Here is an 11,139-nt window from a genome sequence, read left to right as displayed (position 1 = left end):
CCAGCCTGGCCGGCTGTTAAAAGGGGTGAATATGCTCAAAATAAAAAACACAGAGCTCTTTATATATCCAAACGGATAAGATAATTAACCTTTTTTCTTTTTCTAAGTATTAGCGGGTGAGCACCTGAATCCGTGGCATAAAACTTCATTTCTGGTGTTTCTGCTTCTGAAGATGTGATATCCTTATTTTATGCAACATTAGGGTTAAGGCAGCGCATGGAGATCCGGCTATGAAAAACACCCGTATAAAAAGGGAATACCCCCCTTTGTCAGCCCTGGCCTGGACTGTCATCAAAAACCGGTACCTGGCCCGTAATTGCCGGGGAGATCTCATCGAGACTCCCGCAGATATGTTTCATAGGGTTGCCGCATCGGTGGCCTGGGCAGACCAATTGTTCGGCACCGGTGCGGATGTATCCCAAACCGCAGACCGCTTTGAAGCGGTTCTGGCATCCCTTGCCTTCCTGCCCAATTCCCCCTGCCTGATGAACGCGGGCAGGCCCCGGGGCCAGCTGGCCGCCTGCTTTGTCCTCCCGGTGGAAGACCAGCCGGAAGCCATGTGTCAAACCATGAAAGAAGCGGCCCTCATCCACGGGGTATGCGGCGGTATCGGCTTTTCGTTCAGCCAGCTACGGCCCCGGGGAGATACTATTCTCCGGGCCCCGGGGGGAGCTGCAGGGCCGGTCGCCTTTATCCGGCTGCTGGATACGGCAGCCGGTCGGACAGATCAGAACCGTAGCCGGCCGGCTGCCAATATGGCTGTCCTGGACATCGGCCATCCGGATATTGAAGCCTTTATCAGCGCAAAACAGACAAGGGGCGACTTGCGCCACTTCAACCTCTCCGTTGCCGTGGATGAACAGTTTATGGACTGCCTTAACGGCGGCCGGGATTACCCGCTGGTTCACCCCGGGACCGGCAAAACCGTGGGGCGCAGAAACGCGGAAAAGATATTCGAACGCATGGCCTCTTCAGCCTGGCAGACCGGTGATCCCGGCCTCCTTTTCATCGACCGTATCAACCGGGACAATCCGGTTCCCGGTATGGGGCGGATTTCCGCCACCAACCCCTGCGGTGAACAACCCCTGCTGCCCTATGAGTCCTGCACCCTGGGATCCATCAACCTGACCAAGGTGGTTGAAAACAAAGAAATCAACTTTGGCGAACTTGACAAACTGGCCCGGACGGCTGTCCATTTCCTTGACAACATCATCGAAATCAACCACTATCCGCTGCGGCAGATCGAAGAGATGAGCCGCGCCACCCGTAAGATCGGACTGGGGATCATGGGTTTTGCCGACATGCTGATCCTGCTGAATATCCCGTACCAGAGTAACAGGGCCGTGGCCGTGGCCGACCGGGTTATGTCCCAGATTCAACGCAGTGCCGAGGCGGAATCTGCGGCCCTGGCACTGGTGCGCGGCAATTTTCCCTGTTTTGACCACAGCATCTTTCCCAAGCGGGGAGTCCGCCTGCGGCGCAACGCCACGCTAACCACCGTGGCCCCGACAGGGAACATCAGCCTGATTGCCGGTGTCAGCAGCGGCATTGAACCCGTCTTTGCCTTCAGCGGCCAGCGGCGTATCAACGGGGTTCTTTACGATGACATCCATCCCATCTATGCCCACTATCAGAAGGATCAAAAACCGATCCCAAGAGAGGTGTTCCAGAGAGCCTGGGATGTGGCGCCCGAGTGGCATCTAAAGATCCAGGCGGCATTTCAGCGCCACACGGACAATGCGGTTTCCAAAACCGTTAATCTGCCGGAGTCCGCGACCCGGGAAGATGTCCGGCAGGTCTTTCTCAACGCCCATGCCATGGGACTCAAAGGGATCACCATATACCGCGACAAGTCCCATGGCGACCAGGTCCTCAATACCTGTACCGTCAACCGGGACGGCTGCGGTTGACGCCCCCTGCTGTGCGGCACCCACCTGGCCGGATTCGCTTACCAGCCTGATCCGATAGCTATTTTGATTTCCGTACCATATGGAGTTTAAAACAAATTATCTATCCCGAATTTGGAATTCATCCGGTGATAATTTTTGCGATCAGGGTAAATTGAACCTTGAAATCAAAACAAGTTTGACGATATCAACACGTTTTTTGAACCCAGTTATCACATGTTTTTCTTAAAATTTATCACCCGCCGCTACAACTGAATTTTTTATTTTTACATGCGGTTGCGCGGGAAAGCCAACCTTTTGATCTTGCGTCTTTCAGGGGAATCAATTATAGTGAGAGCCTTTGAAATATGGCGATTATTGCAGATTCCGCTTTGATATTAATACGTTGAAAACCGTGCTGACATAGACATAACTGAATGCGTCCGACCAATGAACCCATCCCCGGGGACGACCCGGGACCGTCCGGGGCCATGCCTGTCACCCCGGTATTTACTGCGGATATATTAAACCGGAGTACAGCGGTTGATTTCAGCAACGGTAAAATGCCGCCCCATTGGGATGGCCTGGCCGAATACCTGAACAGTCTGGGGACCACAGAACTGTCCCGGCGCTGGAAAAAAGCGCGTCAGATTATCCAGGAACACGGATCTGCCTACAATGTTTTCAATCCGGAAACCGCCACGGAGCGGCCCTGGGCCCTTGATCCCATTCCTTTACCCATTTCGAGCCACACCTGGCAGGCCCTTGAACACGGCATCCAGCAGCGGACAAAACTCCTGGCGTTGATTTTTAAAGACATCTACGGCCACCAGGATTTTATCAAAAACCGGGTCATTCCTGCAGAACTAATATTTGGCAATCCGGGATTTCTTCGCCAGTGCCGGTTTGGTCCGGATCGCGTTACCCCGGATCATCACCTGTTTTCTTCGGATCTTATCCGTCTGGCCGATGGCCGGTGGCAGGTGGCGTCCCACGGCACCCAGGCACCGGCCGGAACCGGGTATGCCCTGGAAAACCGCGTGATCCTCACCCGGATTCTGCCCAGGATGTTTCACTCCAGAAAGGTCCAGCGGCTGGCCCCGTTTTTTAAATACCTGAATCTGTCCCTGATGGAAATCTCCGGTCAGAAACAGCAGGAACCCCGGATTGTGATGCTTTCCGAAGGTCCTTCCGGCGCCCATTATTTTGAGCAGGTTTTTCTGGCAAAATATCTGGGCTATACCCTGGTGGAGACCAATGATCTGACCACCAGGGGAGACTGGGTGTTTCTTAAAACCCTGGGCGGTCTCCAGCGGGTGGATGTTATTTTGCGCCGGATTCCGGATTATGCCTGTGACCCCCTGTTGGGCACAAACCTGACATTTCCCGGCATCCCCGGACTGGTTCAGGCGGCCAGGGCAGGCAATGTGGCCATAAGCAATGCGCTTGGTTCAGGTGTTCTTGAATCTCCGGGCCTGTTCGCCCTGCTGCCGGAGTTATGCCGGGACATTCTGGGCGAACCCCTGATCCTTGAAAACACGGATACATTCTGGCTGGGAACACCGGACACCCTGTTCCGGGTGACGGAAGAGATAAAAAGCAATGCCCGGCCCATGACCCTTTACAGCGCATTCAGCCCGGCCCATACCCGGGTGGTGCATACCCGGTCCCTGGCCGGGCCTAAAAAACAGGAACTGATTGCCGCCATCCAGGCCACGCCCTATGCCTGGGCCGGCCATTACCCGGTGGCCCCCTTTACGGTACCGGTCTGGTCCGAACAGGGGGTAAAAAACAGGTACACAGCCGTGCGTATGTTCTCGACCGCCATTACGGAAAATGCCGGCCCGGGGCCTGCAAAAATCTCGGATCAGGTGGAAGCCGCTGTCATGTCCGGCGGACTGGCCCGGGTGGCCGATGACCCGGAAACCCTTGTTCTGTCCGGCACCCGGGGAAAAGGGCAAGGGGCCAAGGATGCCTGGTGCCTGTCCGAGCGTCCCACAGAATTCAAAAGCATGCTCCACCGCTTTACCACCCCCTTTGAAATTCACAGGGGAAGTGATCTGCCCAGCCGGGTGGCTGATAACATGCTGTGGCTGGGGCGGTACATGGAACGTACAGAAGGGATGCTGCGGGTGATCCGGAGCGTTTTGATGCGGGTGCACAGTGAAACCCGGCTGGACAAGGTCAGTGAAATGCCGTTCTTTCTCAGGGTCATGGCCAATTTGGAAATTGTCTCTTCGGGCCTTGGCCGGCCTGATGCTCCGTTTTCCGTAAGCCTTATTGAAAAGGAGTTATACCGGTCCATCTACGGGGTTGCGGTGCAAAGCAGTATTCTTAACTGTCTGAACAACGCCATCCAGGTGGCAGACCGGGTAAGGGACAGGCTCTCTGATGATTCCTGGCAGATTCTTGGGCGGATTGAAAAAGGGCTGGTCCGGATCAACCCCAAAAATCAGAGTGCGGAAATCCTGGAAATGCTCAGCGACATAATTTTGAATATGTCCGCCTTTGCAGGCCTTGCCCTGGAAAGCATGACCCGGGGAATGGGGTGGCGGTTCATGGACATGGGCAGGCGGATCGAGCGGGCCCTTCACATGACAACCGTCATGGCCAGTCTGATCCAGGGCCACGCGGTTCCGGATTCCAACGACCTTGAGGCTGTGCTTGAGGTGGCGGACAGCCGCATCACCTACCACACCCGGTACCGGACCACCCTTCACATGGAACCCCTGGTGGACCTGCTCCTGCTGGATGAGATAAACCCAAGGTCTGTGGGATTTCAGCTGGCAGCCCTTCACTCCCACCTGGAAAACCTGCCTAGATCTCAATCTTTTCCTTTCCGGACAAAAGAGGAGAAAATTATCCTGGATCTGACCACCCGGCTGCGACTGGCAGATACACAGGAGCTGATGATACTTGGGGAAAAACATGTGCTGCCCAACCTGGATGCGCTGCTGGAAAAACTGAACAACGGTCTGCAAGGCCTTGCCGACTGCATCACCCAGCACTATTTAAGCCGGATTGAAACGGAAAAACAGCTCAATGGCCAGTTTGAGGGTAAGGGGTACCCTGTGGCCGGGACGGTGAATAATGAAATATAAAATCAGCCACCGGACCCATTATCAATATGAGTCGCCTGCCTCTTTGTCCCATAGTGAACTGGTGCTGATACCCAGGAATTCAGAGTTCCAGACCTGTACCCAGAGCCGGGTTTCTCTAAACCCCGAACCGTCTGCCCGGTCCATGCGCCAGGATTATTTTGGCAACACAGTGATCAATATTTGTCTGGAAAGCCCCCATTCCGAGCTTGATATCCTGGCTGAGGCCGAGGTGACCCTTCATCCGGCGGCCCGGCTGGTGCCGGACCAGACCCAGCCCTGGGAACAGGTCAAAGACACGATGATGCGGTATGAAACGGCCAAGGACCTGGAAGCCTTTGAATTTATCTTTCCCTCTCCCATGGTCCGGCCCGATAAAAAAATTGCGCAATGGGCCGCTGAAATATTTGCGCCGGGCACCCCGGTGCTTCGCGCGGCCCTTAATATGACCCACAGGATTTTTACCGAATTCACCTACGATCCCAATGCCACCTCTATATCGACCCTCCTTTCCAAAGCCTTTGAAATGAAACGGGGGGTGTGCCAGGATTTTGCCCATGTGGGCATTGCCTGTCTTCGGGCCATGGGACTTGCGGCCCGGTATGTCAGCGGTTATCTGAACACCCAGCCCCCGCCCGGAAAGTCAAAGCTGGTGGGTGCGGATGCCTCCCATGCCTGGCTCTCCCTTTATATTCCGGGGCTTGGGTGGGTGGATATGGACCCCACCAACGATGTCATGCCCAACGATCAGCATATTACCCTGGCATGGGGCCGGGATTACGGGGATGTCACTCCGGTCCGGGGCACGGTGCTTGGCGGCGGCAACCACCGTCTCCAGGTGGCTGTGGATGTGATGCAACAGCCATAGGGTTATCCCAGCAGACTCACCAGGGTATCCCGGGAAGCATTGGACTGATCCAGGGCATAGGTGGCCACGCCTTGGAGCAGGTTCATCTGGTTTAAAATGATACTCTCTTCGGCGATATCCGCATCCCTGATATCCGATTCGGACGCCATCAGGCTGATCTGGGTGGTGGACATGTTGCTGATATCCGAGGTGTACTGGTTCAGGCTGCTGCCCACCGAGGAGCGGTTCTGGGCGATCTGGTCAAGGGCCAGGTCCACGGTTTCAATGGCTTGCTGGGCACCTTCGGCGGTAGTGATGTCAAGGTCGGACAAAAAGCCGGTTTCCTGGGAACCCAGGGTTGACGTTGCCGCAGATGAGATGGAAAGACCGTTTGTGTCGTAAGTGCCGTCCAAAAGGTTCTGCCTGTTATAAGATGTCGAGCCTGCAATATCATCAATGGTATCCAGAGAACCTTGGATATCAGACTGAATATCGGACAGGCTGTCCTGGGAATGGCTCCCGCCTGCTGCATCCACAGCCTGGGTCCTGATGTCCTGGAGCATATCGGTGATCTGCCCCAAGGCACCGTCAGCGGTCTGGGTTATGGAGACATTATCGCTGGCGTTCTGGAGTTCCTGGCCTGCCGACAGAGACTGACTTTTCAAGCTGTCTGCAATGGTTAAGCCGGATGCGTCATCTGCGGCTGAGTTAAGTTTCTGGCCCGTCGCCATCTGTTCAAGGGAGTCAGTCAATGCCGTATTGGCTCTTTCAAGCATTCTTGCCGCAATTAATGATGTGGTGTTTTGGTTGATGGTAAGTGCCATGGGACCCTCCCTGTTCTTGATTTTGTCTCTTGCTGTGACTGGCCTGTAATATTCAAATAATACAGCAGGATATAGAAAAAATCAAATTAATTATATTTTGACAAGGGCTATCGAAAATATAAAAGCAATGATTTCTTAGACAGAATGGTGATTCCTTCCGTGCGGTTTTTAGCGTCGAGCAGCCGTTTTTTCATTGCAGCGCTTTTGAGCAGATAGGCAGTTTCTTTTTCCGACTCAATTTCCTTCCACAAAGCAATGGGCACAATAACGCCCGTGATGTTGTTCCGGTCGTCAGAAATATATTGGATCTGGTTCATTTTTGCTTCCTTTAGCTGTGTGCCAGTTCTTCAAATTTGTGGCGTTTTATAAACGAATCAAGGACACAGATGAGGGTGTCCTGATATTCGGCAGGCAGTTTTTCTATCTCTTCGATCCGTTCGATGAGCTGTGTGTTTTTCATTTTCTCTGCACCGATATTTCTTCCTGTAACCAGGTAATCCAGGCTGACATCAAGCGCTTCGGCAATTTTAACCAGCGTGGGCATGGGAGGGGAGGACACCCCTCTTTCATATTTAGAAATTTTTTGCAGATCAATACCCGCCTTTTGAGCCAGTTGGCCCTGAGACCAGTCTTTATTTTTTCTTAACCGCTTTAATATAATTGGAAAAGAAAGGGGAATCTTATTTTTTGCTGTATCCATAGGCAACCTTCTTTCTAAACCATAAATCCTTGGATTCTTGAAATCAAATCAAATTTTTCTTGAGTTTATCATATAAGGATATTAATTGTCAAATAATGCTATAGTATTTTATGAATGAAGACTGATAAAAGAGAAGCTTATCAACCCGCACCCGCCAAAGTCAACCGGTTGATGGCCGAAAAAACAGGCTCTCCGGGCTTTTCCGTAGTTGACACTCACCCTAATTTGTAATAATCAGGTCAGCCCCTAAAGTGTCCAAAAGAATCCGTTGTCTAAGAGCTTGTTTGGTAATTAGGGAATCGAAGCGAAATCTCATGAAAATGAGAACCAATTTTTTCAAATTTTCTGTTAATAGCCGGACTATTGACATAAAATTTGGGAGAATTGGGGCCATTTTCATGAGATTGCAGCCGATTCATCAATTACCAAACAAGCTCTAAGATGCTGGATGTTAAATATTCCATAGCATCGACGTTTTACGACCTTTATTTTATTGTTAAATCCTTCGACAAATCCACTGATAGCGTGGATTTATGAAACGTGTCTCCCAAATCCATTCCGATTGTGATATTGCTATTCATGACAAAAACATAAATGGGTGCCTGTCTGTGGGTAACGGACTGAATGCGGAAATTGACCGCAGGGCTTAAGATCATACCATTGAACTTGATCTGGATAATACCAGCGGAAGCAGTAATATAAATGAGTATAAAAAAAGAGATTCAAACCCAAATAATTCATGCTGTTGAAACCGTAAAACAGACCAATCCCATGGCAGGATCTGTCACCAACACGGTGACCATCAATTTTGTCGCCAATGCCCAGCTTGCCGTGGGCGGTTCGGCAGCCATGGTCTATATGCCTGATGAAGCCCAATTTTTGGCCCGGGCAGGTGGTGCCGCATACATAAACCTGGGCACCATTGAACCGGTCTATGAAAAGACCTTGCCCGGCATGGCAAAAATTCTGCACAACAGCGGGAAACCATGGGTTCTGGACCCTGTGGCCATCGGCATCGGCGACCTTCGCACCCGGCTTTTGCTGACATTTAAAGACTGTAAACCAAGTATAATCCGTGGGAATGCCTCGGAAATTATGGCCCTGGCCGGGTTATGGGGGCTGGATGGCGGCACAGAAACGTCCAATGTCCGGGGGGTGGATTCCCAGGATCCGGTAAGCGCGGCCAGGGATGCGGCTGTGGCCCTGGCCAGATGGACCGGCGGGGCTGTGGCAGTATCGGGCAGACAGGATTTAATTACCAATGGGTCTATCACAGCCTTTTCCCATGGCGGCTCGCACTTTATGGAAAAAATCACCGGATCAGGCTGCTCTCTGGGCGGCGTCATGGCTGTCTATGCCACTGCGGCATCCGGGTTTATCGCCGCATTGACAGGCACGGCAATTTATAACCTGGCCGGTCGCCGCGCCGCTGAAAAAACAGATGGCCCGGCAAGCTTTCAGGTTCACTTTCTTGACGAATTGTATAAAGCAAAACCAACGGAAATTGCAGATAACCCGTTTGACATTGAGGAGGTTTAAGATATGAATACATTGGTTTCAGTTGCCATATCACCCAGCGGCACCGGAGATGAACTGAGCCGGGAGGTTGCACAGGTCATAAAAATCATCAGGGCGTCAGGCCTTAAAAATCGTACGAATTCCATGTTCACGGAGATCGAAGGCCCGTGGGATGAGGTGATGAAGGTTGTAAAAGACGCAGCATTTGTACTGGCCGGCAAAGGCATCCGTACGGGCGTTGTTCTGAAAGCCGATATCCGGCCCGGATTTACAGACATGATGACGTCCAAGGTTGATAAAGTGAATAATATTTTGGGAGACCCGGATGAGCATACGGCATAAACTGGATATTTCAGCATATTTTGTGGTGGGACCGGAGAATACCAAGGGCCGTCCTGTTGGGCCCATGATCCGGGATGCAGTGGACGCCGGCTTCACATGCGTGCAAATCCGGTCAAAAACAGCGTCGGCCAGACAATTGATCGAATTAACCGGCCAGGCAGCCGAGGTCATCGCCCAGGCCGGCAAAGCCCGCATTGTGGCCCTGTTGGTGAATGACCGCCTTGACGTGGTCCTGGCGGCAAAAAAACAAGGCATACACGTTGACGGCATCCATGTGGGCCAGTCTGATATCCCCGTGGACGTCTGCCGGGAATATTTAGGTCCTGATGCCATTGTCGGCTTATCCGCCAGGACCCATGAATTGTTCGAGTACATAAAAAATGCAGATGTCAGCCTGATTGACTATTTTGGCGCAGGCCCCCTGCACGAAACAAAGACCAAACCGGACTCCGGGCTGGATGTGGACGGAAAAAGAATTACAAGAAGTATTGCCGATATTACAACCCTTGCCCAACTCAGTTCAATTCCTGTTGTGGTTGGGGGCGGCGTCAAACTTGCCGACATACCGGGGCTTGCCCAAACAGGGGTTGACGGTTTTTTCGTTGTATCTGCGATATCCCAGGCCGATGATCCCGGGCATGAAGCCGCAAACCTGGTTAAAACCTGGAACCGCCATAAGCGGTAACGAGCGGTTCAAACACTAAATAAGCTGTTTTGCGTCCCTGCGCCTGATAATGCACTTGAACAGATTCCCGTCCCGGTCATCAATAAAATTGATATCAGGGTAGTTTTCCAATGCCCTGAGTACGCCCGAACCAAAACCTCTATACGGAAGAAGTTGATACGCAAATTCGTCGGAACTGATATTCTGCGTTCCGCTGCTTTTTAATTCCTGACCCAGTTTTCGTTCAATTTCTGCAAATTCTTCCACCATGCCCTTGCGGATCGCACCCAGATCGGCTTTGCATGCTACAAGCGCCTGCTTTTCGGTCTCCTGCCTGTCCAGCCACGCCTTAATCTGGTCAATCAAGGCAATATAAGCCTGGTAATGCGCATAAAACCGTCCAAACAGGCTTGCATTATGCTTAGACTGGTAGCCTTTAAAATTGCGCACATCATCTTCATGCTGTGCAAGAAGGCTTTCCAGATCAGAAACAAAATTTTCTACAAGTTTTATTCCTTTATTCAACATTCTGACATCATTATCAAAATCCAGGCGTTTCTGGAATTTTTCCTCCACCCCATGATCCGCATAAAATTTCAGGCGATGTTCCGTATCCAGCTTTATTTTCCGTTGTTCTTCGATCTGATCTTTAACGTTGGTCAATTGGGTCAGCCGGTCCACCGCGTCAATGACGTTCTGTTTCTGTTGGCCAATATCCCGGCGCACCCGGTCCAGTCTTGCCCCAAGGAGTTTATCGACCAAATCCTTTCCAAAGCCTTCCCCGGAATTTGAAAGGTCTTTTTGTCCGAAGTAAATGGGTTTATGAAGCACTGTTTCAAGAATGGAAACCCCGGGCTGAAGTTTTCCTTCAATAAGAACATCGGAAAAAGATTCTTTCCATACCCGGCAAATCGTGTACAACTGACCGTACCGGTCCATTGCATCTATCTCGACTTTCCCGCCGCTTCCCATGGAAAATCCCACCAGATTCTGTTTGTATCCGGTATCCCCGGCCTTTTCCCCAAAAGGTATGCCCAAAACATAGCGGATGATCTCTAATACGGAAGACTTCCCACTGCCGCGGATACCGGTTCTCTTTGAAATCCCCGATTTTCCCGCCGTCCATTTCCTGCCATAATCCGCTCTTGTGCTCCACATGGGCAAATATCAGAAAATAATCCCGGCCTGTCTTATCCAACTGTTCAACCACCTGGAGAATGTTTTTGTCGCTGGGGCCGTTTTCATGCTGATATTCGGATG

The 11,139-nt window shown here is 51.8% G+C and carries 10 protein-coding genes and 1 pseudogene; 6 read left to right on the top strand and 5 right to left on the bottom strand.

Features of this window, described 5'->3' with window-relative positions; translation table 11 throughout:
* Window positions 1-230 precede the first annotated feature (230 nt).
* The 3 genes from AB7U36_RS10375 (at window position 231) to AB7U36_RS10365 (ending at window position 5,852) form a co-directional block, all read left to right on the top strand.
* Complete coding sequence (locus AB7U36_RS10375; RefSeq protein ID WP_428159706.1) at window positions 231-1,910, top strand: adenosylcobalamin-dependent ribonucleoside-diphosphate reductase; 1,680 nt, start codon at window positions 231-233, stop codon at window positions 1,908-1,910.
* Window positions 1,911-2,323: 413 nt separating this feature from the next.
* Window positions 2,324-4,987: a circularly permuted type 2 ATP-grasp protein gene (locus AB7U36_RS10370; RefSeq protein WP_428159705.1), complete on the top strand. Its 2,664-nt coding sequence runs from the start codon at window positions 2,324-2,326 to the stop codon at window positions 4,985-4,987.
* Entirely contained in the window at window positions 4,977-5,852 is an 876-nt protein-coding gene (locus AB7U36_RS10365; protein WP_428159704.1) for a transglutaminase family protein, read from the top strand. The genes AB7U36_RS10370 and AB7U36_RS10365 overlap by 11 nt, the downstream gene beginning before the upstream one ends.
* 2 nt (window positions 5,853-5,854) lie before the next feature.
* Here AB7U36_RS10365 and AB7U36_RS10360 read toward each other — a convergent pair whose 3' ends face one another.
* The 4 genes and pseudogenes from AB7U36_RS10360 to AB7U36_RS10345 all read right to left on the bottom strand — a co-directional run.
* A complete protein-coding gene (locus AB7U36_RS10360; RefSeq protein ID WP_428159703.1) occupies window positions 5,855-6,655 on the bottom strand; it encodes a flagellin in 801 nt (266 codons plus the stop codon).
* A gap of 107 nt (window positions 6,656-6,762) precedes the next feature.
* Entirely contained in the window at window positions 6,763-6,972 is a 210-nt protein-coding gene (locus tag AB7U36_RS10355; RefSeq protein ID WP_428159702.1) for a prevent-host-death protein, read from the bottom strand.
* A gap of 11 nt (window positions 6,973-6,983) precedes the next feature.
* Window positions 6,984-7,355 carry a helix-turn-helix domain-containing protein gene (locus tag AB7U36_RS10350; protein ID WP_428159701.1) on the bottom strand — a complete coding sequence of 124 codons (372 nt, stop codon included), beginning with the start codon at window positions 7,353-7,355 and terminating at the stop codon, window positions 6,984-6,986.
* Window positions 7,356-7,751: 396 nt separating this feature from the next.
* A pseudogene (locus tag AB7U36_RS10345) lies at window positions 7,752-7,874 on the bottom strand (transposase); the annotation flags it as partial.
* 183 nt (window positions 7,875-8,057) lie between these two features.
* Between AB7U36_RS10345 and thiM the strand changes: the two are divergent.
* The 3 genes from thiM to AB7U36_RS10330 are packed head-to-tail and all read left to right on the top strand — an operon-like array spanning window position 8,058 to window position 9,900.
* A complete protein-coding gene (gene thiM, locus AB7U36_RS10340) occupies window positions 8,058-8,894 on the top strand; it encodes a hydroxyethylthiazole kinase (RefSeq protein ID WP_428159700.1) in 837 nt (278 codons plus the stop codon).
* Window positions 8,895-8,897: 3 nt separating this feature from the next.
* Window positions 8,898-9,215, top strand: a complete 318-nt coding sequence (locus tag AB7U36_RS10335; protein WP_428159699.1) for a thiamine-binding protein — start codon at window positions 8,898-8,900, stop codon at window positions 9,213-9,215.
* A complete protein-coding gene (locus AB7U36_RS10330) occupies window positions 9,199-9,900 on the top strand; it encodes a thiamine phosphate synthase (protein ID WP_428159698.1) in 702 nt (233 codons plus the stop codon). The genes AB7U36_RS10335 and AB7U36_RS10330 overlap by 17 nt, the downstream gene beginning before the upstream one ends.
* A 15-nt stretch (window positions 9,901-9,915) precedes the next feature.
* Here AB7U36_RS10330 and AB7U36_RS10325 read toward each other — a convergent pair whose 3' ends face one another.
* On the bottom strand, window positions 9,916-11,037 hold the full coding sequence (locus AB7U36_RS10325) for a hypothetical protein (RefSeq protein WP_428159697.1): 1,122 nt from the start codon (window positions 11,035-11,037) through the stop codon (window positions 9,916-9,918).
* Window positions 11,038-11,139: the final 102 nt, after the last annotated feature.

The sequence above is a fragment of the Desulfobacter sp. genome (assembly GCF_050177295.1).
This window is presented reverse-complemented; position numbering and strand designations above follow the sequence as displayed.

What these genes read in the sequence shown, in the direction of transcription:
- AB7U36_RS10375 (WP_428159706.1), top strand. Translation starts at nt 231, where the DNA reads ATGAAAAACACCCGTATAAAAAGGGAATACCCCCCTTTGTCAGCCCTG.
- AB7U36_RS10370 (WP_428159705.1), top strand. Translation starts at nt 2,324, where the DNA reads ATGCGTCCGACCAATGAACCCATCCCCGGGGACGACCCGGGACCGTCC.
- AB7U36_RS10365 (WP_428159704.1), top strand. Translation starts at nt 4,977, where the DNA reads ATGAAATATAAAATCAGCCACCGGACCCATTATCAATATGAGTCGCCT.
- AB7U36_RS10360 (WP_428159703.1), bottom strand. Translation starts at nt 6,655, where the DNA reads ATGGCACTTACCATCAACCAAAACACCACATCATTAATTGCGGCAAGA.
- AB7U36_RS10355 (WP_428159702.1), bottom strand. Translation starts at nt 6,972, where the DNA reads ATGAACCAGATCCAATATATTTCTGACGACCGGAACAACATCACGGGC.
- AB7U36_RS10350 (WP_428159701.1), bottom strand. Translation starts at nt 7,355, where the DNA reads ATGGATACAGCAAAAAATAAGATTCCCCTTTCTTTTCCAATTATATTA.
- thiM (WP_428159700.1), top strand. Translation starts at nt 8,058, where the DNA reads ATGAGTATAAAAAAAGAGATTCAAACCCAAATAATTCATGCTGTTGAA.
- AB7U36_RS10335 (WP_428159699.1), top strand. Translation starts at nt 8,898, where the DNA reads ATGAATACATTGGTTTCAGTTGCCATATCACCCAGCGGCACCGGAGAT.
- AB7U36_RS10330 (WP_428159698.1), top strand. Translation starts at nt 9,199, where the DNA reads ATGAGCATACGGCATAAACTGGATATTTCAGCATATTTTGTGGTGGGA.
- AB7U36_RS10325 (WP_428159697.1), bottom strand. Translation starts at nt 11,037, where the DNA reads ATGTGGAGCACAAGAGCGGATTATGGCAGGAAATGGACGGCGGGAAAA.